The 23,849-nt window shown below is 64.4% G+C and carries 31 protein-coding genes and 3 pseudogenes; 23 read left to right on the top strand and 11 right to left on the bottom strand.

Annotation, left to right across the window (positions count from 1 at the left end; genetic code table 11):
* Positions 1-23: 23 nt before the first annotated feature.
* The 13 genes from ACFOMH_RS17645 to ACFOMH_RS17585 all read left to right on the top strand — a co-directional run bounded on the left by ACFOMH_RS17645 (position 24) and on the right by ACFOMH_RS17585 (position 8,640).
* Positions 24-335: a DNA -binding domain-containing protein gene (locus tag ACFOMH_RS17645; RefSeq protein ID WP_449301457.1), complete on the top strand. Its 312-nt coding sequence runs from the start codon at positions 24-26 to the stop codon at positions 333-335.
* A 111-nt stretch (positions 336-446) separates the two neighbouring features.
* Positions 447-671, top strand: coding sequence for a transcriptional regulator domain-containing protein (locus ACFOMH_RS17640; protein ID WP_377746127.1), 225 nt, complete (start codon positions 447-449; stop codon positions 669-671).
* A 40-nt stretch (positions 672-711) separates the two neighbouring features.
* Positions 712-1,209 (top strand): DUF2285 domain-containing protein, encoded by a 498-nt coding sequence (locus ACFOMH_RS17635; RefSeq protein ID WP_377746125.1) that lies wholly within the window; start codon positions 712-714, stop codon positions 1,207-1,209.
* A gap of 140 nt (positions 1,210-1,349) precedes the next feature.
* Positions 1,350-1,631 carry a helix-turn-helix transcriptional regulator gene (locus ACFOMH_RS17630; protein ID WP_134726904.1) on the top strand — a complete coding sequence of 94 codons (282 nt, stop codon included), beginning with the start codon at positions 1,350-1,352 and terminating at the stop codon, positions 1,629-1,631.
* A gap of 114 nt (positions 1,632-1,745) precedes the next feature.
* On the top strand, positions 1,746-2,825 hold the full coding sequence (locus tag ACFOMH_RS17625; protein WP_449301459.1) for a replication initiator protein A: 1,080 nt from the start codon (positions 1,746-1,748) through the stop codon (positions 2,823-2,825).
* Positions 2,822-3,475 carry a ParA family partition ATPase gene (gene parA / locus ACFOMH_RS17620; protein ID WP_377746122.1) on the top strand — a complete coding sequence of 218 codons (654 nt, stop codon included), beginning with the start codon at positions 2,822-2,824 and terminating at the stop codon, positions 3,473-3,475. The genes ACFOMH_RS17625 and parA overlap by 4 nt, the downstream gene beginning before the upstream one ends.
* Positions 3,472-4,215 (top strand): DNA-methyltransferase, encoded by a 744-nt coding sequence (locus ACFOMH_RS17615; protein ID WP_377746120.1) that lies wholly within the window; start codon positions 3,472-3,474, stop codon positions 4,213-4,215. Before parA ends, ACFOMH_RS17615 begins: the two co-directional genes overlap by 4 nt.
* Positions 4,212-4,466 carry a hypothetical protein gene (locus ACFOMH_RS17610; protein ID WP_377746119.1) on the top strand — a complete coding sequence of 85 codons (255 nt, stop codon included), beginning with the start codon at positions 4,212-4,214 and terminating at the stop codon, positions 4,464-4,466. The genes ACFOMH_RS17615 and ACFOMH_RS17610 overlap by 4 nt, the downstream gene beginning before the upstream one ends.
* On the top strand, positions 4,463-4,948 hold the full coding sequence (locus ACFOMH_RS17605) for a DUF2840 domain-containing protein (protein ID WP_377746118.1): 486 nt from the start codon (positions 4,463-4,465) through the stop codon (positions 4,946-4,948). The genes ACFOMH_RS17610 and ACFOMH_RS17605 overlap by 4 nt, the downstream gene beginning before the upstream one ends.
* Complete coding sequence (locus ACFOMH_RS17600) at positions 4,945-5,487, top strand: S26 family signal peptidase (RefSeq protein ID WP_377746117.1); 543 nt, start codon at positions 4,945-4,947, stop codon at positions 5,485-5,487. The genes ACFOMH_RS17605 and ACFOMH_RS17600 overlap by 4 nt, the downstream gene beginning before the upstream one ends.
* A gap of 67 nt (positions 5,488-5,554) precedes the next feature.
* Positions 5,555-5,890 (top strand): DUF736 domain-containing protein, encoded by a 336-nt coding sequence (locus ACFOMH_RS17595; protein ID WP_116223334.1) that lies wholly within the window; start codon positions 5,555-5,557, stop codon positions 5,888-5,890.
* 2 nt (positions 5,891-5,892) lie between these two features.
* Positions 5,893-6,657, top strand: a complete 765-nt coding sequence (locus ACFOMH_RS17590) for a lytic transglycosylase domain-containing protein (RefSeq protein WP_377746145.1) — start codon at positions 5,893-5,895, stop codon at positions 6,655-6,657.
* Positions 6,658-6,900: 243 nt separating this feature from the next.
* Complete coding sequence (locus ACFOMH_RS17585) at positions 6,901-8,640, top strand: relaxase/mobilization nuclease domain-containing protein (RefSeq protein WP_377746115.1); 1,740 nt, start codon at positions 6,901-6,903, stop codon at positions 8,638-8,640.
* Between the two features lie 304 nt (positions 8,641-8,944).
* Here ACFOMH_RS17585 and ACFOMH_RS17580 read toward each other — a convergent pair.
* The 6 genes and pseudogenes from ACFOMH_RS17580 to ACFOMH_RS17555 all read right to left on the bottom strand — a co-directional run.
* A pseudogene (locus tag ACFOMH_RS17580) lies at positions 8,945-9,157 on the bottom strand (hypothetical protein); the annotation flags it as partial.
* Positions 9,156-9,713 (bottom strand): annotated as a pseudogene (locus ACFOMH_RS17575) (conjugal transfer protein TrbE); the annotation flags it as partial. The pseudogenes ACFOMH_RS17575 and ACFOMH_RS17580, both read right to left, overlap by 2 nt.
* Positions 9,714-9,723: 10 nt before the next feature.
* On the bottom strand, positions 9,724-10,005 hold the full coding sequence (locus ACFOMH_RS17570) for a VirB3 family type IV secretion system protein (protein WP_080620506.1): 282 nt from the start codon (positions 10,003-10,005) through the stop codon (positions 9,724-9,726).
* On the bottom strand, positions 10,005-10,334 hold the full coding sequence (locus tag ACFOMH_RS17565; protein WP_272019983.1) for a TrbC/VirB2 family protein: 330 nt from the start codon (positions 10,332-10,334) through the stop codon (positions 10,005-10,007). The genes ACFOMH_RS17570 and ACFOMH_RS17565 overlap by 1 nt, the downstream gene beginning before the upstream one ends.
* Positions 10,331-11,281, bottom strand: coding sequence for a P-type conjugative transfer ATPase TrbB (gene trbB, locus ACFOMH_RS17560; protein WP_449301458.1), 951 nt, complete (start codon positions 11,279-11,281; stop codon positions 10,331-10,333). Before trbB ends, ACFOMH_RS17565 begins: the two co-directional genes overlap by 4 nt.
* Before the next feature lie 239 nt (positions 11,282-11,520).
* On the bottom strand, positions 11,521-11,748 hold the full coding sequence (locus tag ACFOMH_RS17555; RefSeq protein ID WP_272019985.1) for a hypothetical protein: 228 nt from the start codon (positions 11,746-11,748) through the stop codon (positions 11,521-11,523).
* Between ACFOMH_RS17555 and ACFOMH_RS17550 the strand changes: the two genes are divergently transcribed.
* Positions 11,743-12,228, top strand: coding sequence for a pyridoxamine 5'-phosphate oxidase family protein (locus tag ACFOMH_RS17550; protein ID WP_272019986.1), 486 nt, complete (start codon positions 11,743-11,745; stop codon positions 12,226-12,228). The two genes, ACFOMH_RS17555 and ACFOMH_RS17550, sit on opposite strands and share 6 nt — an antisense overlap.
* A 101-nt stretch (positions 12,229-12,329) precedes the next feature.
* Here ACFOMH_RS17550 and ACFOMH_RS17545 read toward each other — a convergent pair whose 3' ends face one another.
* On the bottom strand, positions 12,330-12,758 hold the full coding sequence (locus ACFOMH_RS17545; protein ID WP_272019987.1) for a CopG family transcriptional regulator: 429 nt from the start codon (positions 12,756-12,758) through the stop codon (positions 12,330-12,332).
* A 4-nt stretch (positions 12,759-12,762) separates the two neighbouring features.
* Positions 12,763-14,400: pseudogene (locus ACFOMH_RS17540) on the bottom strand (conjugal transfer protein TraG); the annotation flags it as partial.
* Positions 14,401-14,474: 74 nt separating this feature from the next.
* On the opposite strand from ACFOMH_RS17540, the gene trbK-alt reads away from it, so the two are divergent.
* The 6 genes from trbK-alt to ACFOMH_RS17510 are packed head-to-tail and all read left to right on the top strand — an operon-like array spanning position 14,475 to position 19,203.
* A complete protein-coding gene (gene trbK-alt, locus ACFOMH_RS17535; RefSeq protein WP_272019980.1) occupies positions 14,475-14,762 on the top strand; it encodes a putative entry exclusion protein TrbK-alt in 288 nt (95 codons plus the stop codon).
* 2 nt (positions 14,763-14,764) lie between these two features.
* Positions 14,765-16,123: a P-type conjugative transfer protein TrbL gene (gene trbL / locus ACFOMH_RS17530; protein ID WP_272019979.1), complete on the top strand. Its 1,359-nt coding sequence runs from the start codon at positions 14,765-14,767 to the stop codon at positions 16,121-16,123.
* Positions 16,120-16,809: a conjugal transfer protein TrbF gene (gene trbF / locus ACFOMH_RS17525; protein WP_272019978.1), complete on the top strand. Its 690-nt coding sequence runs from the start codon at positions 16,120-16,122 to the stop codon at positions 16,807-16,809. Before trbL ends, trbF begins: the two co-directional genes overlap by 4 nt.
* Positions 16,806-17,834 (top strand): P-type conjugative transfer protein TrbG, encoded by a 1,029-nt coding sequence (gene trbG / locus ACFOMH_RS17520; RefSeq protein WP_377746113.1) that lies wholly within the window; start codon positions 16,806-16,808, stop codon positions 17,832-17,834. The genes trbF and trbG overlap by 4 nt, the downstream gene beginning before the upstream one ends.
* Positions 17,831-18,961, top strand: coding sequence for a TrbI/VirB10 family protein (locus ACFOMH_RS17515; protein WP_272019977.1), 1,131 nt, complete (start codon positions 17,831-17,833; stop codon positions 18,959-18,961). Before trbG ends, ACFOMH_RS17515 begins: the two co-directional genes overlap by 4 nt.
* 2 nt (positions 18,962-18,963) lie before the next feature.
* Positions 18,964-19,203 carry a DUF2274 domain-containing protein gene (locus tag ACFOMH_RS17510; RefSeq protein WP_272019976.1) on the top strand — a complete coding sequence of 80 codons (240 nt, stop codon included), beginning with the start codon at positions 18,964-18,966 and terminating at the stop codon, positions 19,201-19,203.
* Here the strand turns inward: ACFOMH_RS17510 and ACFOMH_RS17505 are convergent.
* Positions 19,136-20,119 carry a LysR family transcriptional regulator gene (locus ACFOMH_RS17505; RefSeq protein WP_272019975.1) on the bottom strand — a complete coding sequence of 328 codons (984 nt, stop codon included), beginning with the start codon at positions 20,117-20,119 and terminating at the stop codon, positions 19,136-19,138. The two genes, ACFOMH_RS17510 and ACFOMH_RS17505, sit on opposite strands and share 68 nt — an antisense overlap.
* A gap of 338 nt (positions 20,120-20,457) precedes the next feature.
* On the opposite strand from ACFOMH_RS17505, the gene ACFOMH_RS17500 reads away from it, so the two are divergent.
* The 3 genes from ACFOMH_RS17500 (at position 20,458) to ACFOMH_RS17490 (ending at position 22,414) form a co-directional block, all read left to right on the top strand.
* A complete protein-coding gene (locus tag ACFOMH_RS17500; protein WP_272019974.1) occupies positions 20,458-20,712 on the top strand; it encodes a heavy-metal-associated domain-containing protein in 255 nt (84 codons plus the stop codon).
* A gap of 278 nt (positions 20,713-20,990) precedes the next feature.
* Positions 20,991-22,025: a cation diffusion facilitator family transporter gene (locus ACFOMH_RS17495; RefSeq protein WP_272019973.1), complete on the top strand. Its 1,035-nt coding sequence runs from the start codon at positions 20,991-20,993 to the stop codon at positions 22,023-22,025.
* Between the two features lie 44 nt (positions 22,026-22,069).
* Positions 22,070-22,414 carry an ArsR/SmtB family transcription factor gene (locus tag ACFOMH_RS17490; RefSeq protein WP_272019972.1) on the top strand — a complete coding sequence of 115 codons (345 nt, stop codon included), beginning with the start codon at positions 22,070-22,072 and terminating at the stop codon, positions 22,412-22,414.
* A gap of 141 nt (positions 22,415-22,555) precedes the next feature.
* Here ACFOMH_RS17490 and ACFOMH_RS17485 read toward each other — a convergent pair whose 3' ends face one another.
* Both ACFOMH_RS17485 and ACFOMH_RS17480 read right to left on the bottom strand, forming a co-directional pair.
* Positions 22,556-23,053, bottom strand: coding sequence for a DUF305 domain-containing protein (locus ACFOMH_RS17485; RefSeq protein ID WP_272019971.1), 498 nt, complete (start codon positions 23,051-23,053; stop codon positions 22,556-22,558).
* 21 nt (positions 23,054-23,074) lie between these two features.
* Positions 23,075-23,836 carry a glutaredoxin family protein gene (locus ACFOMH_RS17480; protein ID WP_272019970.1) on the bottom strand — a complete coding sequence of 254 codons (762 nt, stop codon included), beginning with the start codon at positions 23,834-23,836 and terminating at the stop codon, positions 23,075-23,077.
* Positions 23,837-23,849 lie beyond the last annotated feature (13 nt).

Raw genomic sequence — 23,849 nt, 5'->3', positions numbered from 1 at the left:
AGGATGGCGATCTCCCGAGGGAGATGGTTAAAAAAGTCACGCGGGACGATGAGAGAGCAATGGGCCAGTCAACAGCAGCGTTTCTGGAAAAACCGCCATCCAGCGATTCGCTGACAACGTATGACCGCGAGCATATGAAGCTTTATATGCGACTCCTCGACGCCGAGCGCGACGGTGCGGACTGGCGCGAGGCCGTGCATGTCCTTTTCGGCCTCGATCCCGAGCGTGAGCCAGAACGCTGCCGCGTCGTCCATGATTCCCATCTTGCCCGCGCGCATTGGATGACCGAATACGGCTATCGCGAGCTGGTCCGCGAAAGCCAGCGGAAGAGTTGAACGTGATGCGCACGACGCATCACCCGTTGCCCTTCATCTGACTTCCCTAACTCAACTCACGCGGGAATCCTGAAACTTCCCATTCCCCTAGAGAATACTCGGGAGACCGCGATGACACCTGACGCATCGACCTGGCGTTCTTCGACGGAATACGATCGTTTGGATGCGTTAACTGCATCCGACCTGGCATGGGAATGCCTTCGCCGCAACGAAGCGTATGACGCCGATTTCGAAGCTTCCGCCTCTGGCCACGGAGCCCCCGAACCGCTGACCGAACGAATTCGGCAGCGGTGGGGGTTGCGATTTCCCGGTCGATCCCCGGACCGCGCCTCCTGAGGCCCCGATATTCTGGCTGCCTCAAGAAGACACGAGTGTCGTGGTGCTGACCGAGGCTCCGTTGGCCTTCGGCAGCAACTCCCCGGCACTCCGGCGAGTCCACGTCACCGCGGACGGCGCCGGCAGTGACTTCCGCCTCGCGCTCGGCAACGGGCAACATCTCCAGATACTGGATTGCGCCCTCAATGGCGGTAAAATCGCCGTCGCGGTGGTCCCGCTCGATCTCGACGGTTTCGACCGTATCGAAGCTATACGCCGTTTCCTCGCCGCCCTGCATGGCCGCGCCATCCCGCCAGATAGCCGTCTGACCCTGCAACAGCGCGCGCGTCTTCGACGCATGCTGCGAGCCTTCGATGGACAGCGCGCCGGTGCAACCCAACAGGAAATCGCGCAGGTTCTGCTGAATATCCCTCGCCTGGACCGCGACGAGTGGCAGGCGTCCTCGGCCCGTCATGCCGTCAAATCGCTCCTGCGCGATGCCCGAGCCATGGTCGCCGGCGGCTATCGAAAACTGCTGCGTCATCGCCGTCCACGATAACGCGGTCCCGCGCGCCCGATGGTGGGCGATTTCGATACTCCCCAACTTCGCCCTGCAACTCGCCGGTGCTTCTTCGCCACTGTGGTCGTTGCCCGCCGCTGATCCGCAGCGGCCGTCCCAACACCACGGAGGCCCGTTCCATGCCGCACGAACCCGTCGTTTTGCCGCCGCGCTTTCTGCGCACCAAGGAAGCTGCCGAATTTCTCAGCCTCTCGGCCCGCACCCTCGAAAAGCACCGCACCTACGGCACCGGCCCGGCCTATCGTAAACTCGGCGGGCGTGTCGTCTATGCCATCGACGATCTCGAAACATGGGCCGACCGCGGCGCGGTAACATCCACCTCCGACCCGCGCGGTTCCGTGCTTCCTGCCAAGCGACAAGCCATTCCGACCGGCCCGCAAGCCGGCCGCTACGCTCGCTGACCCCTTCGGGTTCCCTTCATGGCGGTGCGACGTCGATCCCTTTCCGAGCGCGGGCAACTCGACCTGTTCAGGGCGCTCCCCGGCGACTTCGCGCCACGAGACGCGCAGGATCTCATGGCCTATCCCTTCTTCTCCCTCGCCAAGTCGAAGCGCGTTGCGCCCATCGACTTCGCCGCCGGCAATGTGACCATCCGGGTCGAAGCGGTTCCCGATCATGGCATGGCTACGATCTGGGATGCCGACATCCTGATCTGGGCAGCCAGCCAGATCGTCGAAGCCCGCGATAACGGGCTTCGGACGTCCCGACTGATGGCTGCCACACCCTACGAAATCCTCACCTGGGTCGGGCGCGGCACGTCGCTTCGCGACTACCAGCGCCTGAAGGCCGCGCTCGACCGGCTGCAATCGACCACGATCTCGACGTCGATCCGGCAACCGGCCGAAGGACGCCGGCATCGTTTTTCCTGGATCAACGAGTGGCAGGAGCGCACCGACCGCAACGGCCGACCTGACGGTATCGAGATGATCGTGCCGGACTGGTTCTATCAGGCCGTTCTCGACGATGCCCTCGTGCTGACCATCGACCGGACCTATTTCGACCTGACCGGCGGCCTCGACCGCTGGCTTTACCGCCTGGTGCGCAAGCACGGCGGTCGCCAGCGCGACGGCTGGCGCTTCGACTTCCACCATCTCCACCAGAAATCCGGCAGCCTGTCGCCCTTCAAGCGCTTCGCTTTCGAGTTGCGCGATATCATCCGCCGCCAGCCGCTGCCGGGCTACACCCTGTTCCTGGAGGCCGAGATCGGCGGGCGGATGCTGCTCGCTTTCGAGCCCGTTCCGCCCTGTGGAAAACCTGTGAACGGCGTCGTGCTATCGGGAACCCAGGCTATCGTGCTATCGGGAACCGGACTATCGTGCTATCGGGAACCGAAACCGACCCTAACGCACGGAAGTCACTCACGAAATCGCGCCCTTAACTTAGAGTCTAACAAAGAATCTAACCTTGAAGAGCGCGCGCGCGATGTGGAAAACCTCATCCGCGACACCGCCCGAAGCCTCCGTATAGAGGCGAAGAAGAGGGCAATCGCCACCCTTCCGGCGTCGCGATCCGCCTCTGACCAAGAGGCAACGACAGCCTCCGACGACACCGAAGCACCCCGCCTTCCTCTCGATCCTCCGGGAGGCGGAAAATGATTATTGCGCTCCTCAACCAGAAGGGCGGCGTCGGCAAGACGACACTGGCGCTGCACATCGCCGGTGAACTGGCCAGCCGAGGCAATCGCGTCACCTTGGTCGATGCCGATCCGCAGGGATCGTCGCTCGACTGGTCGCAGCAGCGTGCCCGCGAGGGCCTGCCACGGCTGTTCGGCACCATTGGCCTCGCGCGTGACACGCTACACCGCGAGGCTCCCGAACTCGCTCGTGATGCCGATCATATCGTCATCGACGGCCCGCCCCGCGTCGCCGGCCTCATGCGCTCCGCGCTCCTCGCCGCTGACCTGGTGCTGATCCCGGTGCAGCCGTCGCCCCTCGATGGCTGGGCCTCGGCCGAGATGCTGGCCCTCCTTACGGAGGCCCGCATCTACCGGCCGCAGCTCACGGCCCGCTTCGCGCTCAATCGCTGCGGCGCGCGCACCGTCATCGCCCGAGAGACGGCCGAAACGCTCGCCGACCACGATCCGCCGATGCTCGCCACCGCCATCGGTCAGCGCGTCGTCTTCGCCGACGCGGCGCAGGCCGGGCGGCTGGTCCGCGAGATCGACCGCCAATCTCTCGCCGCCCGCGAGATCGCCGCGCTTACCGCCGAGATCGTAGGGCTGGGCATCGGGAGGGCCGTGCCATGACCATCCTCACCGGCGATTGCCGAGAAGAAATGCCATGGCATGCGCCATATGACATGATTCTCGCCGATCCGCCCTACGGAGACACCTCTCTTGCCTGGGACCGGCGCGTCGAGGGCTGGATCGCGCTGGCGCGCGCCGCCCTCCGCCCGACCGGCTCGCTCTGGGTCTTCGGCTCGCTGCGCTGCTTCATGGCGACTGCCGACCGCTTCGCTGATGCCGGCTTGCGGATCGCGCAGGAGATCGTCTGGGAAAAGCAGAACGGCACCGGGTTTCACGCCGACCGCTTCAAACGTGTGCATGAGCTGGCAGTGCAATTCTACCCAGCAGTGACGGCTTGGCGGGACATCTACAACGACGTCCAGACCACGCCCGATGCAACGGCGCGAACGGTTCGCCGCAAGCGCCGTCCTCCCCATACCGGCCAGATCGACGCCGGGCATTACATCAGCCAGGACGGCGGGCCGCGCCTGATGCGCTCCGTCATCTACCTGCGCAATTGCCACGGCCGGGCCATCCACCCCACCGAAAAGCCCTCCGCGCTGCTGGAGATCCTGATCCGCACAAGCTGCCCCGAGGGCGGGCTGGTCGGCGACTGGTTTGCCGGGTCCGGCGCGGCCGGCGAAGCCTGCCGGCTATCCGCCCGGCGCTATATTGGCTGCGAGATCGACCCCGAGATGGCCGAGCGCGCGCGGGCGCGCATCGCCACGGTGCTGCCGTTCCACGACGGAGGTGCGTCATGACCGGACGCACCGACAAACGCGGCTTTGCGGCGCGCCCGACCGATCCCGACGGCTGGATCAAGGCCGGTGACACATCCGCTGCGCGCGAAGGTGACGCGCCCGCCAATACCGCCCGGCTGACCATCGATGTCACCCCTGCAATGCGCGGCCGCATCAAGGTTGCGGCCTTCAATCGCGGCATCACGGTCGCCGACATGCTGCGCGAACTGCTCGCGCGCGAGTTCCCCGACACATCAGGAGATCGGCCATGATCGGTGCTCGCGCACACTACGACGATCTCACCCGCGTCGAACTGACATGGGTGGAAAAGAAGATCGAGTTCTGGATCAGGTTCGGCCACGAGGTCGAATCTCAGATCCTCGACCGCTCCCGTCGCATCGTTTCGTTCCGACCCGATGCGGTATTCGGCTTCGTCCGCTGGGCGGCCAACGACTACGGCACGATCATCTCGCGCATCGACATCCTGCGCGCCGTTGCGCCCGGCAGCGCGTATCAAACGCTCCCCTTCGTGCGACCGGGCGGCGAAATCCTGCTCCGGATCGAGAGCTGGCCCAAGGTCGAGGACGTCCTTCGCCATGTCGATGCCGTCGAATCCCTCGGGATCGACCCCGCCGAGGTCGACCCCGATCACTGGCGTCACGTCGGTCACTGGATGAACGCGGGCGAGGCACCGCGCCCCTACACGGACGAGCGCCACCGGGCATGGCTCCGTCGCCGGGAGATCGGACAATGAGCCGCGCCCGCTTAGTCACGGCAACGGTGGCCGCGCTCGCGATCATGCTCGCGAGCGGCGTTCCGACCGCGCCAAGGCTGGTCTGGAACGCTTCGGCCAGCGTGCCGATCGGCTTCTACATGATTGCGCCCGCCGACAGGATCGAGGTGCCCGATCTTGTCGCCGTCCTGCCTCCCGAGCCTATCGCCGACTTCATGGTCCACCGCGGCTATATCGCGCGCGATGTGCCGCTCCTGAAGCACGTCGTCGGATTGCCGGGACAGTGGGTTTGCCGCGACGGTCACGCGATCACGGTCGATGCGGTTCCGCTCGGCGAGGCGAGGGATCGCGACAGCCAAGGGCGCGAACTGCCGATGTGGCAGGGCTGCCGCATCATCGTCGAGGGCGAGGTTTTCCTGATGAACCTCGACGTGAGCGACAGCCTCGACGGACGCTATTTCGGCCCGCTGCCGGCCTCGACCGTAATCGGCCGGGCTACCCCGCTTTTCACCGACGAAGGCGGCAATGGCCGCTTCGTCTGGCGCGCGCCGGTGCGGTGACGGCGCGGCCAATGCGGGACGCTTGCGCGGCCCGCACCTTTTCCACCGCTTGAGAAAGGAACTTCCAATGCCACAGATAGGTCAATTCACCCGCACTCCATCCGGCTTTTCCGGGCAGCTTCGCACTCTCTCGCTCGACCTGGAACTGACCTTCGTTCCGGCCGACAATGCCGAGTCCGAGAAGGCGCCGGCCTACCGCATCCATCTCGGCGATGAAGATGGCCCGGAAGTCGGCGCCGGGTGGAAGCACACCGGGGAAAGTGCGGGACCATACATCGCGGTGCTGCTGGATGATCCCGCCTTCCAGCAGCCGATCCGCGCCCGCCTGTTCCAGTCGGACGAGGACGGCCGCGACTGGAACCTGCGCTGGACCCGCCAGAAGAAGCGCGACGAACAGGAGTGATGATGTTCACGTCCTGCACGCGACCCGCCTCCGGGAGATGCGGCGCCCGCTGCCGCATCATCCTCTTTCTCCTTTCCGGCCTGCTAATCCCGGCCGCCGTGATGCCGCCCGCTCTGGCGCAGTCGGCTGCACAGGATCGTGCAGCCGCCGCGCATCCGCACGACGCCCATATTGCCGAGGCGTCGCAACGCTTTGGCATCCCGGCGGCATGGATCATTGCCGTGATGCACGCGGAAAGTGCCGGAGATCTGCGCGCCGTATCGTCAGCCGGTGCGATGGGGCTGATGCAGGTCATGCCCGACACCTGGGCCGATCTGCGCATCCGTTACGCCCTTGGCCACGATCCCTATCATGCGCGCGACAACATCCTCGCAGGCACGGCCTATCTGCGCGAGATGTGGGACCGCTACGGCAATGTGGCCGCGATGCTCGCGGCCTACAATGCCGGGCCGGGCCGCTATGACGAATACCGCCTGGCGGATCGACCGCTGCCGGCCGAGACACGCGCCTATGTCGCTGCGCTTGCTCCCGCTCTGCTCGGCGAATTGCCGGACGGCGGCGGCGCGCTTCCCGCCCGACCGCTCGACTGGCGCGAAGCGGAGATCTTCGTCGCGCGCGGTGACGGTGCCCGGACCGCCGATCCGGCATCGCCCGATCGCGCTCCGGACCACGCCTCTTCGCTCCTCCCGGCAGCACCGGAATCCCTCACGGCATCGCAGCCGGAGGGGCTCTTCGTCACGCGCCATGCCGGTGGGGACCGGCCATGACCCTCCACGGCGCATTTCGCATTGCATCGGGCTCTGGCGCATCATGGACGGCGCTGGGGGTGGCGGCAGGCAACACGACCGGAAGATGGCAGGATAAAAGCGCGCACGGTGCGGCTCGGTCGGTCGGTTGTTTTTGTTCATGTTTTCGGCGCGTTCCGCACCGTGCCGCGCATTCGCGCACCGTGCGCCTCGCGCCCATCCTCCTGAATTTCCTTACTGTCTTGCACCGTGCGGGGCTGTGTCATGTCCGATGAACACGAGTTCCGCATAAGGCCGGGGCGCATCCGCTCGACCCGCGCTCAGCAGACCCGGCCCTTCATCGCGCAGGCGCTCGCCGCCGCGAAGAAGGCCGGCGGTGGCGTCTCTCGATCCGGCCGCGTGACTTCCGGCAATCGCTCCCGCTTCGGGCGCGGCCAGCGCGCCAGCGTCCAGGCCAATCGTCTCATCACCACCCGCACACGCGGCGCCGTCGTCAAGGCGCGCGTGGTGCGCAACATGGCATGGTCCGCGCCGCTCGGAACGCATCTCGATTATCTCCGCCGTGACGGCGTGACCCGAGATGGCGAGAAGGCACGGCTGTTCGGGCCGGGAACGGAGGATGCCGATGGTCGCGCCTTCGCGGAGCGGTGCGGCGATGACCGGCATCATTTCCGGTTCATCGTCTCGCCCGACGACGCGCCGGATATGTCCGACCTCCGATCATTCACGCGCGATCTTGTCGGTCAGATGGAAAAGGATCTCGGGACGCGCCTCGACTGGGTGGCGGTCGATCACTGGAACACCGCGCATCCGCATGTCCATCTGATCGTGCGCGGTGTTCGTGACGATGGGCAGGACCTCGTGATCTCCCGCGACTACATCAAGGAGGGGATGCGGGACCGGGCGCGCGATCTCATCACCCAGGAGCTGGGGCCGCGCACCGATCTCGACATTCACCGTGCGCTAGAGGCCCAGATCGAGGCGGAACGCTGGACCCAGCTCGACCGGCAGCTTGTCCGTGATGCGGGAAAATCCGGCATCGTCGATCTTGCCCCGCTCGCCAGCCGACCGCAGGACGAGTTCCATACGCTGAAGGTCGGGCGGCTGCGCACCCTCGAAATCCTCGGCGTCGCCGGGCAGATCGGCCATTCGCAATGGTTCATCAAGCCCGAGGCCGAGACGGTCTTGCGCGAACTCGGCGAGCGCGGCGACATCATCAAGCGCATGCACCGTGCCCTGATCGCGCGCGGCATCGAACGCGGCTCGGCCAGCTATGTCCTCGCCGGCGAAAGCCTCGACGTTCCCGTCATCGGCCGCCTGGTCGAGCGCGGCCTTGACGACGAGTTGAAGGGCACGGCCTATGCCGTCGTCGATGGCGTCGACGGACGCACCCACCACATCAAGCTCCCTCATCTCGATGCCGCCGGTGACAGCCCGCCCGGCTCAATCGTCGAGTTGCGCGCCTATGAAGATGCGCAAGGTGCGCGCCGCGTCGCGCTCGCTGTCCGCTCCGATCTTGATCTCGGTGCGCAGGTGGGGGCCTCGGGCGCGACCTGGCTCGACCGCCAGGCCATCGCCCGCGAGCCGGTTCCTCTCTCGGATAGCGGCTTCGGCGCCGAGGTCCGTCAGGCACTGGACGAGCGGGCGGAGCATCTGATCGGCGAGGATCTCGCGGAGCGGCAAGGCGGGCGCGTCGTCTTCGCTCGCCGGCTATTGAACACGCTGCGCAGGCGCGAACTCGACAGTCTCGGCGAGAAGCTCGCGGCCGAGACCGGCATGTCCTTCGAGCGCGCCGCCAGCGGCGAATATGTCGCCGGCTCCTATCGCCAGCGCTTCGCGCTCGCCTCAGGCCGCTTCGCCATGATCGACGATGGCCTCGGCTTCCAGCTCGTGCCCTGGTCGCCCTCCATTGAGAAGCAGATCGGCCGTCACGTCTCCGGCATCGCCCGCGACGACGGCGGTGTCGATTGGGACTTCGGGCGCAAGCGCGGCCTCGGCCTCTGACCTCAATCGGAAAGGAACCAACCCCATGTCCGCCACCAAGATCCTCTGGGGACAGATCAGCGTCGTCTTCCTCATCATCCTCGCCACCACCTGGGGCGCCACCCAATATGTCGCCTGGAGCCTTGCCTATCAGGCGCAACTCGGGCCGCCCTGGTTCGAGCTGTTCGGCACCCCGATCTACTATCCGCCCGCACTCTTCTGGTGGTGGTATTTCTATGAAGCCTATGCGCCGCCGATCTTCGCCAAGGGCGGGATCATCGCGGCCTCGGGCGGCTTCATCGCCATCGCGGTCGCCATCGGCATGTCAGTCTGGCGCGCGCGCGAGGCGAAGAACGTCGCCACCTATGGCTCGGCGCGATGGGCGGAGAAAGCGTTCGCGCTGGATGCGGCCCTGTTCGGCGGCGGTCGCGCGTTCGGCTTCCATCAGGGCGTCGGCCCGGCCGTTGGCCGAGATGACCGCGATCAGGTCGGAAAGCTGCTGCGACTGGAGGGCGAGAAGCTGGTTACCGGCTTGGGTAGGTCAGCGTGCCGGCGTCATCGAGCCATCGGCACTCGGGCATGAAGCCGTCGAGCAGCGCCAGCACGCGGTCGGTGCGGTCGATGAAGCCGCGCACCAGTTCCCAGGGGTTCACGCCCGAGGTCTCGCGCCCTTCATACAGCCAGGACTCGGAACGTGCGGCATCTTCGGCGGGCGGGAGCCACAGGAAGGTCAGGAAGTAGCCAGAGACGAAATGGCTGCCCTCCTCCTCGAAATCGGCCTTCCGCTCGGCATCGACCAGCGCCGAGGCTGGATCGGGGAAGCGGCTTGCGGGATAGCTTGCGGCTTCCGACCGCTGTGCTTCGACAAAGATGGCCCAGCCGGAGCCGAGACGGCGGAAGGCGTTGTTCAGCCGCCCGGCCACCGCGACCAGCTCGGCCGCGACGGCGGAATCCAGATCGGGACCACGGAACTTCGCCGTGCGCTGGAACGAGCCGTCCTTGTTCAGCACGACGCCGGAGCCGACCAGCGCCACCCAGGGAAGGTAGTCGGCAAGGCGGGAGGCGGTGCGACGGTATTCTGCGAGATTCATCATGGCTCGTGCCTCACACCGAAAGATGGCCGGGGATGCGAAGATGGCGGCGCGCGACCTCGACGAAGAGCGGATCGCGTTTGGCGGCCCAGACGGCGGCGATGTGACCGACGGCCCAGATCAGGATGCCTGCAAGCCATAGCTGAAGGCCGAGGCCGACGGCACCAGCCAGCGTGCCGTTGAGGATCGCGACGGATCGGGGCGCCCCGCCGAGCAGGATCGGCTCGGTCAGGGCGCGGTGAACCGGCACCGCGAAGCCCGGCACGGTATCGAGGGCCTCGAAGCTCACGGCCATCAGACCAGCGCCCCCCCGCCGAAGCTGAAGAACGACAGGAAGAAGCTCGATGCCGCGAAGGCGATGGAGATGCCGAAGACGATCTGGATCAGCCGCCGGAAACCGCCGCCGGTATCGCCGAAGGCCAGTGTCAGGCCCGTGACGATGATGATGATCACCGCCACGATTTTCGCCACTGGACCTTCGACGGATTCGAGGATGGATTGCAGCGGCGCCTCCCAGGGCATGGAGGAGCCGGAGGCCCAGGCCGGGGACGTCATCAGGCTCACCCAGGCGAAGGCCGATGCGGTTACGATATGGTGGCGGATACGGAAGGCACGACGGATCATGCAGGTTCTCCAGTGTTGTGAGTGGTGTCGGGTTCTGAAAAGGCTGAGGAAATTCGGTAGTCTCCGTCCGGCCCGAGCCCCTCGACGCGGACAAGCTCGGCAAGGCGGCGGGCGGAACCGCGCCCGGAGAGGACGGCAACAAGGTCGATGGTTTCCGCGATCATCACGCGCGGCACGGTGACGACCGCTTCCTGGATGAGTTGTTCGAGGCGGCGCAGCGCGCCGATGCCGGAACCGGCATGGATCGTTCCGATCCCTCCGGGGTGGCCGGTGCCCCAGGCTTTGAGCAGGTCCAGAGCTTCGGCCCCACGGACCTCACCGATCGGGATACGGTCGGGGCGCAGGCGCAAGGACGAGCGCACCAGATCGGACAGAGTGGCGACACCATCCTTGGTCCGCATGGCGACCAGATTGGGCGCCGCGCATTGCAACTCGCGCGTATCCTCGATGATTACGACCCGATCCTGCGTATTCGCCACCTCGGCGAGCAGCGCATTGGTCAGCGTGGTCTTGCCGGTGGACGTGCCGCCCGCGACCAGGATGTTCGCGCGCGACTGGACGGCGGCGCGGAGTGCTTCTGCCTGATCCTCGGACATGATGCCGGCCGCCACATAGTCATCGAGGGTGAACACCGCGACGGCGGGTTTGCGGATGGCGAAGGCAGGCGAGGACACCACCGGGGGCAGCAACCCCTCGAAGCGCTCTCCCGATTCCGGCAGCTCCGCCGAGACCCGTGGGCTGCGCGCATGCACTTCGACGCCGACATGGTGGGCCACCAGCCGCACGATGCGCTCGCCATCCGCGGCGGACAGGATCTCGCCGGTATCGGCCAGCCCCTCGGACAGCCGGTCGACCCAGATGCGCCCGTCGGGATTCAGCATGACCTCGACGACAGACGGGTCTTGCAGCAAGGTTGAGATGGCAGGCCCGAGCGCCGTCCGGAGCATACGCGCGCCGCGGTCCACCGTTGCCTGTTTGTGGTTGATGCCTGCCATCTCGTCCCCGCTCCACCGGGGAGGCGAGAGACGATCCCCGGATGGGGATGACTAAAAGAGACCCAAATCGGGTCGTTTCAACAAGTTTCGACCGTCGTAGTAGCGTAGCGCGCAAATACAGGAGAACGGCGGTGACCCCATCTAGGACCAAGCCTGAAAGCAGCGCCCTGGTCCTTGTCAGGTGATTCGGTTCATCGCGCAGCGGTCAGGAGCCAGCTCCGCACATCCGCTGTCGGTTCAGGGTGGCGCGGCTTGCGCGGCGAAACCAGGTAGAAGTCCGATCCGACGCGCAATTCCGTCGCGAAGGGGCGCGCGAGGCGGCCTGCATCAATATCATCCTGCACGAAGAACAGGCTCGCTAACGCCAGACCCTGACCGGCGATGCGGTCAAACAGCGAACGCCCTTTACGCTGATGCAACTCGCGACCGTCGGCGAGGACGGTGCGCCGAAGATCCGAACCATCGTGCTGCGCAGCTTCAACGAGGCATCTGCGAGTCTGTCCTTCATCACCGACCTGCGTTCGCCCAAGGTTCGGGAGATCACGGCCAATCCGTGCGTATCGCTTGCCGGCTTCGACAATGAGAGGGTCGTTCAACTGCGCATCGACGGTCGAGCGGAGATTATCGAAGACGAGACGAGGCGGCGGGACTTCTGGAACGCGCTGCGCCCGCATACACATATCCTCTTTCGGTCGGCACTGCCGCCGGGGACAGTGCTGGCCTCGCCAAATGAAATGGAAACCGACGATAGCGATCCGGCGACCGCCTATGCGCGGTTCTGCCTGGTCGAGATCGTCATAAGCCATGTGGAACGATTGGATCTTTCCTCGGAGCCGCACAGGCGACGCAGCTTTAGGCAAGGGCTCCACGGCTGGGAAGGACGCTGGATCGTGCCCTAAGAATGGTTTTGCGATAGTTGCAGCGTTCGCCTTCGTCGCGCCATCGCCGCGAAAAAGTAGTTTACGGGATCGGCATTAAGGCAAGCACTCCGCCTGACGATCTATTCGTCCGCTGCCGCTACATCCTCAGTAATCTCCTGCCGCAGCTTCGGTCCCTGTGCGAGGCGTCGGCCGAGCGCCGTGATGAACGCCTCGTATCGCTCGGCCGATTTGGCCTTTGCCGCCTTTGCCGCCGGCTCGGGCAAGGCAGGCGTCGTCATCAGCCAGAAACGAATGAACACCGCCAGGCTCTCGACGGCGATGCCGACATCACGCTCTACCCGCGTCATGCGGCGGTCCATCTGGTCGAGCCGCTTGGCGACGATCGCCTCGCGGCGCTCAGCATCATCCGGCGACAGGAAGGATGCGATGGCCGCCTCGGCGATCATGGACTGCGACCGATCCCGGCGCGCGGCAAAATCGGCCAATGCCGAGGTCACGTCGGGATCGAGATAGACCGTGACCTTTGATTTCTTCCTGCGTTGCATCATGGTCCTACAGGTCCATGCCGTCGTTCGGGTCCATGGCAACCTGCCGGGCGATCCCCTGGACCTGCCGGATCATCCGCCGGTTCTGGACAGCCTCCTCGTCCACATCATCGGGCGGGTTGAACTCGAACTCGTTCTCGATGGGCTTTTTCTTCTCCACCGGCTTCACCCGGCTGAGTTCTGGCTGCAAGCGGCGTTCGGATTCGGTCGTATCCTCGTCATCCGTCGTGGGGTTGTCCTCATCCACGGCGGCTTCCGGCCGCGCCGGGAGCGGAAGCGTGGTCCAGTCGTCGGGCCGGGCTCCCTCAGGGCGCTGCAATTCAGGTGGTGACAGAACACGCTCGCGAAACCGGGCGTCCTCGTAGTAGCGCGCCTTCGTCGCCCGGATCGGGGGGATGCCCGCCACCATGACGATCTCCTCATGCGGGGGAAGCTGCATGATCTCGCCCGGCGTCAGCAACTGGCGGGCGGTTTCCGAGCGCGAAACCATGAGGTGCCCGAGCCAGGGCGACAGCCGGTGCCCGGCGTAGTTCTTCATCGCCTTCATCTCGGTAGCAGTGCCGAGCGCGTCCGAGACTCGCTTGGCGGTGCGTTCGTCATTCGTCGCAAAGCTCACCCGCACATGGCAGTTGTCGAGGATAGAGTTGTTCGGGCCATAGGCTTTCTCGATCTGGTTCAGCGACTGCGCGATCAGGAAGCTCTTGAGACCATAGCCCGCCATGAAGGCCAGGGCCGTCTCGAAGAAGTCGAGCCTGCCCAACGCCGGAAACTCGTCGAGCATCAAGAGCAGCCGATGCCGCCCCGTGTTCGCCTGCAGATCCTCGGTCAGGCGGCGGCCGACCTGATTCAGCAGCAGTCGCATCAAGGGCTTGGTGCGGTTGATGTCGGAGGGCGGCACGACGAGGTAGAGCGTGGTCGGCTGATCGCCTCCCACAATGTCGCTGATGCGCCAGTCTGAGCGGCGCGTGACCTCGGCCACGACCGGATCTCGATAGAGGCCGAGAAACGACATCGCCGTCGACAACACGCCGGACCGCTCGTTCTCGGATTTGTTGCGCAGCTCCCGCGCGGCGCTGGCGATGACGGGGTGCGGTCCTGCGTCACCGAGATGCGCGGTTTCCATCATGGCGCGCAGGGTGGAATCCACCGGGCGCTTCGGATCGGAGAGGAATCGTGCCACGCCGGCGAGGGTCTTGTCGGGCTCCGCATAGAGGACATGAAGGATGGCGCCGACGAGGAGCGAATGGCTGGTTTTTTCCCAGTGATTCCTTTTGTCCAACGAGCCTTCGGGGTCGACGAGGATGTCGGCAATGTTCTGGACGTCGCGCACCTCCCACTCGCCGCGGCGCACCTCGAGCAGCGGATTGTAGGCCGAGGACTTTGGGTTGGTTGGGTCGAAGAGCAGCACGCGGCCATGGCGTGCCCGGAAACCCGAGGTAAGCTGCCAGTTCTCGCCCTTGATGTCGTGGACGATGGCCGAGCCGGGCCAGGTCAACAGCGTCGGCACCACCAGGCCGACGCCCTTGCCCGAACGTGTCGGGGCAAAGCACAGCACATGCTCCGGTCCATCATGGCGCAGATACTCGCGATCATACCGGCCAAGGACGACACCATCGGGATCGAGCAGGCCGGCCGCCTTCACCTCGGGTTCCTGACGCCGGGCTCGGGCTACCAGCCCGGCAACGCCCAGATGTTCAACTGACGCCGGGGAGGCCCATCATGGAGGGGAAGGTGCTGGCCCGGATCGCGGCCATCGTATTCGTAGCCGTCGCCATCACGGCGGCGATCATCGAGATGAACCGCGAGGATGTAGCCCGTCCGGCGCCTTCCGTTCCTTTGCAGACGCGACAGGTCGATCCCCTGCGCGAGGGGCAGCGTCGCTGTCAGGAAATGGGCGAGGCGGCGGCCAATGACGCCGAATGCTTGGCGATCTGGGCCGAAACCCGCGACCGCTTCCTCGGACGGTCGCCCGCGCAGTCGACGCTTGGCCCGAATAGGGAGCGATAATCATGGGCGGAACGGGGGTCATCGACAATTTTCTCGGTATCTTCACCAGCTACATCGACTCGGGCTTTGGCCTGCTCGGCGGTGAGGTTGCCTTCATCGCGACGACGCTGATCGTCATAGACGTCACGCTCGCCGCCCTGTTTTGGGCCTGGGGCGCCGACGACGACATTCTCGCGCGCCTGGTGAAGAAGACGATCTTTGTCGGTGTCTTCGCCTATATCATTGGCAATTGGAACAGCCTCGCACGCATCGTCTTCGAGAGCTTCGCCGGGCTGGGCCTCATGGCTTCCGGCACCGGCTTTTCGGCCGCCGATCTCCTGCGCCCTGGCCGTGTCGCGCAGATCGGGCTCGACGCCGGGCGGCCGCTGCTCGAATCCATCTCCAGCCTCATGGGCTGGATCGCCGTCTTTGAAAACCTGGTGCAGATCCTCTGCCTGTTCTTCGCCTGGGCACTGGTTATCCTCGCCTTCTTTATTTTGGCAATCCAGCTCTTCGTCACCCTGATCGAGTTCAAGCTGACCACGCTTGCGGGCTTCGTGCTGATCCCCTTCGGCCTGTTCGGCAAGACCGCCTTCATGGCGGAACGGGTTCTGGGGAACGTCATCTCTTCCGGCATCAAGGTGTTGGTCCTCGCCGTCATCATCGGCATCGGTTCGACACTCTTCGGCCAGTTCACCGCCGGCTTCGGCGGCGCAACCCCGACCATCGACGACGCCATGGCGATCGTGCTGGCGGCGTTGTCGCTTCTCGGCCTCGGAATCTTCGGTCCCGGCATTGCCACTGGGCTGGTTTCCGGCGGTCCGCAGCTCGGTGCCGGAGCCGCCGTCGGGACCGGCCTGGCTGTCGGTGGTGCGGCGATTGCGGCGGGTGGTGCGACCATGCTCGCCGCGCGGGGTGGCGGGGCTGCACTTTCGGGCGGCGCAGCGCTCGCGCGTGGAGGTGGCTCCGCTGCCGGCGCAGCCTCGTCGGCCTATACCCTTGGCGCCATGGGTGAGACCGGCGCTGCCGGTGTCGCGTCCGGCCTAGGCGGTGTGGCGCGCGCGGGTGCGGCAGCGTCGGTCTCACCTCTCAAGCGCGCGATTTCCCGCACAACCGACGGCGTGAAATCGAGCTACTCGGACGGCGCAAAGGCTGGGTTCGCGGCATCCGGCGGCAGTTCAACCATGGGCACTGTCGGCGGAGATCCGTCGCCTGCGCCGTCAACTCCTTCAACCCCTGATAGTTCGCCGAACTGGGCGCAGCAGATGCGGCGCGGCCGGGCCATGCGCCACGGCGTCACGGCTGCCGCCCATGCCGTCCGTTCCGGCGACAGCCGCGGTGGCGGCTCCTCAGTCAGCCTTTCTGAAAGTGACCGGACATGAATATCTTCAAGCGACCGACGACCCACTACGGCAAGGTGCCGGAGCCCGAGACACCCTATCAGCGTGCGGCCCAGGTATGGGACGATCGTATAGGCTCGGCCCGTGTGCAGGCGAGAAACTGGAGGCTCATGGCCTTCGGCTCTCTGATCCTCTCGGTCGGGTTTGCCGGGGCTCTCGTTTGGCAATCGGCGCGCGGAACCGTCGTGCCCTGGGTGGTCCAGGTGGACAACCTCGGTCAGGCCCAGGCCGTCGCACCGGCTACGGCCGATTTTCGGCCGACCGATCCGCAGATTGCATTCCATCTCGGCCGTTTCATCGAGCAGGTCCGCTCACTGCCCGCCGATCCGATCATCGTCCGGCAGAACTGGCTCAGGGCCTATGACTGGACCACGGACCGCGGCGCCGTCGCGCTCAACGATTATGCTCGGGCCAACGACCCGTTCACGCGCGTCGGCCGCCAGCAGGTCGCCGTCGAGGTGTCGAGCATCATCCGGGCGTCGCCGGACAGTTTTCGCGTGGCCTGGACCGAACGGCACTACGAGAACGGCCAGCTTTCCACCACCGAGCGATGGACCGCGATCCTGACCATCGTGATCCAGCCTCCGCGCGACGCCGAGCGGCTGCGCGCCAATCCCTTGGGAATCTATGTCAACGCGATCAACTGGTCGCGGGAGATGAGTCAATGATCCGCATGTCTTTGAGTAACCCCGCTTTTCCGGTTTTCCGTAAACTTGGCTTTCCGGCTTTGTTGCTTGCCGCGACCATGCTCGCTGGCTGCGCCACCAACCAGACATCGCAATTCAGCTACGACGCCGATGTCCCGCCTCTTCCGGCCGCGCAGGCTCCCATCACCGATGCACGGCCAAGGCCGCTGCATGTGCCGCCCACCTGGAATGTGGCGCGGGGCGGCGAGGCTGCCGGCACGGCCACCGGCCGCGTCGAGAACGCCAATGCAGCCGCCCGTGTCGAGCCGCGTCGCGAAGGCTATTACAATGCCATACAGATCTATCCCTGGTCGGAAGGCGCGCTCTACCAAGTCTATGCCGCCGTCGGACAGATCACCACCATCGCGCTGGAGCCGGGCGAGAACCTGACCGGCGCGGGACCGATCGCCGCCGGCGACACGGCCAGGTGGGTGATCGGCGACACAGAGAGCGGAAGCGGTCCGACGCGCCGAGTGCATGTGCTGGTGAAGCCAACCCGGCCGGACATCTCGACCAACCTCGTCATCACCACCGACCGGCGCATCTACATGATCGAACTTCGCGCCCGCGAAGCGCTCTATATGCCTGCCGTGGCATGGGCGTATCCGGCACCGCCGCCGGGCAGCCGGGCGACCGCGCCGTCGGTCCCCGTCATCCCGGCCGAGGCCGCGCGCAACTATCGCTACGGCTTGCAGGTGCAAGGCGACAGCCCGCCATGGCGGCCAATCTCCGTCTTCGATGATGGAAGGCGCGTCTATGTCGTCTTCCCGCGCGGCATCGTGCAGGGCGAGATGCCGCCCCTGTTCGTTCTCGGTTCCGACGGCGAACCGCAGATCGTCAATTCGCGCATCCACCAAAATGTCCTGATCGTCGACAGGCTGTTCGGCGCGGCGGAACTGCGCCTTGGCAGCGGTGACCGCCAGCAGGTGGTCAGAATCGTCCGCATCGAGCAGAGACAGGCCGCTACCCAGCCGGCCGACGCGACCACGGGAGGATCGTCTTCATGAGCGATACCAACACCGCCGCGCCCATGCGGTTGCGCGCCGAGCCGCCCCGCGTCACCCGTTTGTCCCGCAAGGTGCTGGCAGGCGTCGGCGCCGCCGCGCTTCTCGGCGTCGGGGGAGCGCTGATCTATGCGCTCCAGACCCGCGAGGCGGGGCCGGGAGGAGGCGAACTCTACTCAACCGAGAACCGTCCCACTGCGGATGGCCTCGCCGGTCTCCCGCGCGATTATACTGGCCCGATCCTGGGGCCGGCATTGCCGGGCGACCTTGGCCGGCCAATCCTCGATGCACAAAATCGGGGACAGCCGGTCGTTCCGCCTGCCATCACAACCCCTGCCGTCGATCCCGAAGAACAACGCCGCCTCGCGGAAGAAGAAGCCGCACGGTTGAGCAACGTATTTTTCCAGTCCGGCCCACGCACGGGAGGTCCGGCCGGAACAGCCATGCCCGGACTGGCTGGGCTCACAGGACAACCGGACGGAACGGCGGGCCAGAATCGCCATACCGCTTTCCTCAACGGGCCGGTGGACCGGCAGACCGTCGCTCCGGATCGCGTCGCTCCGCCGGCATCGCCTTGGATATTGCAGGCGGGAGCCGTGATCCCGGCCGCGCTCATCACCGGCATCCGTTCCGACCTTCCGGGCCAGATCACCGCGCAGGTGACGGAAAACGTCTATGACAGCCCGACCGGATCGCTGCTTCTGATCCCGCAGGGGACGCGCATCATCGGCCAGTATGATGACGGCGTGACCTTCGGCCAGCGCCGCGTCCTGCTTGTCTGGAATCGCCTGATCCTGCCGGGCGGCCGCTCCGTCGTCCTTGAACGCCTGCCGGGCGCGGACGCCAGCGGGTATGCCGGCCTTGAGGACGGGATCGACTACCACTGGTGGGATCTGATGAAAGCGGCTGGCCTCTCCACGCTGCTCGCAGTCGGCGCGGAGCTGGCGACCAGCGACGAGGACCGGCTGATCCGGGCCATCCGCGACGGCGCGCAGGACACCGTAAATCAGGCGGGCCAGCAGATTGTGCAGCGCCAGTTGCAGGTCGCGCCGACGCTCACCATCCGTCCCGGCTTCCCGATCAGGATCATCGTGACCCGCGACCTTGTGTTCGAGCCGGCAGGAGGTTGACCATGACCAAGCTGAAACTCGGCCCGCTGCCCGACGACAAGCCCGTGAAGATCACCGTGGAGCTGCCCGCGCCGCTCCACCGCGATCTGATCGACTATGCCGAGGTGCTGGCCCGCGAGAGCGGCCAGCCCGTCGCCGATCCCGTCAGGCTCATTGTGCCGATGCTGGAGCGATTTATTGCGACAGATCGCGGCTTCGCAAAAGCACGTCGCTCGCCCCAATCTGCGAAGCCGCTTGCCTGAGCCTCATAGCCTTGGCAGACGCCGCCTTTGCCATGGAGAGCAACCTGCGGAACGCGGGATTGTCGTTCGCGGGGGACCAGACCGCCGAAAATGGAAGCACCTCGGCGGCGATGGGTCGGTATGTGATGCCTGGAAGCGCGGCCACCGTCATGGCCTCGCTCACTAGCGTCAGACCCTGGCCGATCGCTACCAGCGGCAGCAGGTTATCCCGACCGACCGATTGAACCTGGATCTCGGGATGCCGGCCGAGGTCCGCCAACTCCCGCACCAGATGGTCATGGATCTCTTGGCCCGGCGCGGCTTCGCTGACGATGAAGGGCTCATCGGCGAGATCTCCCCACATCACCTCGTCCAAAGCCGCCAGGGGGTGGAGGTCGGGCAGCACAACGAAAACCCGCTCGGACCACAGAGGCGCCCGGTCGCATCCGGGCCATTCCCGGTCGCCGGTCAAGAAGGCGACGTCGAGGCGGAACTGGCGGATGGCCGCGACGTGTTCGGCAGGATCGCCGTCGATCAGTTCGATCCTGACGTCTTTATGAGACCGACCATAGCTTGCCAGCAGCTTTGTCAAAAAGCCCGAAGCGATGGACGAGTAGATGCCGATCCGCACTCGTCCCTGCTCGGATCGTCCTGCGGCGGCAACTTCGTGAGCGCCTTCGTCTATCGTCTTGATAGCCCGACGCGCGCGGTGAAGGAAACGCTGCCCCGCAAAGGTCTGCGACACGCCCCATGCGTGCCGGTGAAAGAGGGACGCGCCCATCCTGTCTTCGAGATCGGCGATGCAACGGCTGATTGCCGATTGCGATAGTCCTAACGAACTCCCTGCCTTTCGGAAGCTGCCATGTTCGGCAGCGGCTATGAAGTAGCGAAGGTGACGAAGCTCGATGGAGTCAGGGAACTTGGCGGTCTCCTTCATCCGAGGGCCGCCGTCCGGATCATATGCTCTCGGACCATAGGCAAGCCAACTGTCCCTCTCCGATTGTCGAGCATTCACGCGATGACGAGACGTATCGCGCGTAGCGGGTCACAGCCAGATCATACAACATTTGAACACATAAACAACTGTTCAATATTTGCATGAAAGAGGGAGATGGTCGAGAGAGGCGATGCCACCGCCAGTTCAAGATGCCGAAGTCTCAAAACGAGCCCGTGGCGCTTGAGGATTGCGGTCGTGGCATGGCGGATGCTTGCGGCTTACAACGGTGGCAAGGTCAAGCGGAAAGTTTCTGAATTTTGCCTCTTGACCTTCCAACGGTGGAAAGCCCCATTTTCCAGAGGACTCAATTCAAGGAGCCCTCCATATATCTCTTCACCGTTCCCAACATGACATGCGGCGGTTGCGCCAAGTCGGTAACCAAGGCGCTGCAAAGCGTCGATGCCGCCGCGAAGATCGAGACTGATCCGCTCAAGCGTGAGGTCCGTGTTGAATCATCTGTGGCCGAGGCAGACCTGCGTGCCGTTCTCACCGAGGCGGGCTATCCGGCCGAAGACGCCCCGGCGGCCGCCTGATGCTACCTCCTGCTCTCTGATCGCGAGCACCAAACTGCTCCCGTAGGTGTCCCCCGGTTCATTGCGGTGTCGAAAAGGGCAATCCTCGGGCTGCCCTTTTGATTTCTAGGATCAGCTAGATCTTCAACGTCGAAGGCGTTGGCATTGCCCTGTACGCCGTCACGGTTCGTCGGTCCTAGAGGCTTCGGGCAGATGGCAAAAAAAGTCGCACGGCCGGTTGACAGGCATACACTTGAACAACTATTCAATTGTTGACTTGATGCAACCGGAAGCGAGCAATGGCAAACTCATCACACTCCCACAGCGACCATGACGGTCACGACCACTCCAAGCACGGCCATAACCACGGCAGCGGCCACGATCATGGTCACGATCACGATCATGACCACTCGCATGTCCCGACAGTCACGAAGGACAACGAGCGCAAAATCCTCATCTCCTTCTTCATCATCTTCACCTTCATGATCGTGGAGGCTGTCGGCGGTGTGATCTCCGGTTCGCTCGCGCTGCTTGCCGATGCCGGCCACATGCTCACCGATGCAATCGCGCTCGGCCTCGCCTATGTAGCTTTCCGCCTGGGTCGTCGTGCCATCGACAGTCGGCGTACATTTGGCTACGCTCGCTTCGAGGTAATTGCTGGTCTCGTCAATGCGCTTACACTCTTCGGCATTGTCGGCTGGATCATCTACGAAGCGATCGAGCGCTTCCAGCAACCTTACGAGATTCTCGCCGGTCCCATGATGCTTGTCGCGGTTATCGGACTCCTGGTGAACATTTTCGTCCTCTGGTTTCTGACCCGCGGCGATACCGATCACGTCAACGTCAAGGGCGCTGTGCTGCACGTCATGGGCGATCTGCTGGGATCGGTCGGCGCGATCCTCGCTTCGGTTATCATCCTTTATACCGGCTGGACCCCGATCGACCCCATCCTGTCCGTGCTGGTATCTCTGCTGATCCTGCGCAGCGCCTGGAAACTTCTCAAGAATACGCTGCACATCCTACTTGAGGGGGCGCCTGACAACGCCGGGAGCGTCGAGATATCCGAACACCTTATGAAAACGGTTCCGGGTATCCAGAGCGTCAACCATATCCACGTCTGGTCGCTGACCTCCGGCCGTGTGCTGGCGACGCTTCAGGTGCAGCCGATGGAAGGCGTCGATGTTCGCGCCGTGATGAAACAGGTGGAGGCTGAACTGAATACGAAGTTCAGCATCGAACATCCGACCATCGGTATAGATTGGGATGGGGTGGCCACTTGCACCTTGGAAAAACCGAACGCCGCAGCGCTCTCCCATGTGGGTCATTCTCACTGATCGCCGCTCAGGATGGCTCACTCAGTTGATCGGGAAGGTTCTACATGAATACCGCAGAGGCCCCTTCTTCCCAAGAGCTGAACTTTCTAGCTGAAACCTTCCGCCTGCTGGGTGATCCCAGCAGGCTGAAGATTCTCCTGCACTGCGAAGACGGTCCGAAATCCGTGACCGATATTTCCGAGGCGCTGGAGCTATCCCAGTCACTCGTTAGCCACCATCTGCGCCTTCTCCGCGGCGCACGGCTGGTAACGCGCGTTCGCCACTCGAAGCAGATGTTCTATGAGGTCACCGACAGGCATGTCGGTGACGTCCTGCTCGACATGCTCTCCCATGCGCGTGAGGAAAGAGAGAGCGATCCGCAAATCGACGGCATTGCTCGCCACTCATGAGTCCTGAGTTTTCCCGCAACACCACCAAGCCGAAGCACTTGCTTGCAGCAATGTTTGCTGCTTCTCGATAGCCGTGTTGCAAGATCGGCTCGTTACAGGTCGGCTAGACATGAGGTGTTTGTCTGCCGGTGCCCTCGACGCCTACAATCGGCTTCGGATGCTCTCCATCTGGCTAATCTCCTCGCGCTGCGCCCCGATGATTGCCTCGCACAGCGTCTTCAGTTCCGGGTCAGCGAGCTTCGCCTCACGGCACATCAGGATCGCCCCGGAATGATGCGGGATCATCGAGTCGATGAACTGGCCGTCATCAATCAGCGCCTGGCTTCGGGTCGCCCAGAAGGAACCGGCCGTCAGGAGGGCGAAGACGACATAAAGGACAATATTCACGCTGCGGTTCGGAAACATGACCGACATTGTCGCCAGCATGAAGATGCCCATCGGCGCCCACATGGTTATCGCCATGTAAAGCATGTTCAGGTTGTTCCGGAAGTCGCCCCAGCCGTCGATCATCGAAAACATCACGACATACATCACAATGAGGCCGAGGATCATGTTGATCCAGAACAACAGATAGGGACGGCCATGGGAGCCGTGGCTATTCCCCGAATGCCCGCCATGAGCCGTGTGGTCGCTCGCCATTTGATCGTCCTTTCGCAGTTGTCAGTGTCCAAGGCCCATCGGCTTGAAGATCATCCAGACCGCCATGCCGATCATCATGAGGTTCTCGGTGAGCGACACGAAGCCAAGCGGCACGTTGCTGTCGCCACCGACGCAGGCGCATTTCAGCTCGCGCTTGTCGATATAGACAGCCTTGAACACTGAGACCGCGCCGATGCCGCCGATGAACAGCGCGACGGGGATCGACACCCACATCAGGGCGCCAGCCATCATCAGGACACCGGCGAGCGCCTCCGCGAAGGGATAGATGTAGGCATATCGGACCCATCGCTGCGCCAGAAGGTCGTAGTTCAGGAACATGGTCGCGAAGCCTTCCACGTCCTTCAGCTTCTGAAGGGCGAGAAGGCACATCGCGATGGCGATGAACCATTCGGCGGCCTGGACCGTCGCGAGGTTTCCGAACGCCGCCCAACTCGCAGCCAAAGCCATTAGGGCAGCCATCGCGAACAGCGCGATCACCGGCTTGTAGGTAACGGCATCCGTATCCTCGACCTTGCCGCCGAAGAACCGGACGAGATCATCGTAGCCGCCAATCCGCTTGCCGCCTATGAAGGTCTGCGGCGTCGATTGAACATTATGCTTTGCCTTGAAGGCGTCCGTCTCGGCGCGGGTTGTCAGATGGTGATCGTCGACCTCGTAGCCCTCCCGCTTGAGCAGATCGAGGGCTTTCAGCCCGTAGGGGCAGGTATGGTTTTCCATCACCATTCGATGAAGTTCGGCGCGTTTGGCTGCATAGGTCGCCATAGTCTGATCCCTT

It is taken from the genome of Paracoccus mangrovi (assembly GCF_042648425.1).
GTDB classification, from domain to species: domain Bacteria; phylum Pseudomonadota; class Alphaproteobacteria; order Rhodobacterales; family Rhodobacteraceae; genus Paracoccus; species Paracoccus mangrovi.
This window is presented reverse-complemented; position numbering and strand designations above follow the sequence as displayed.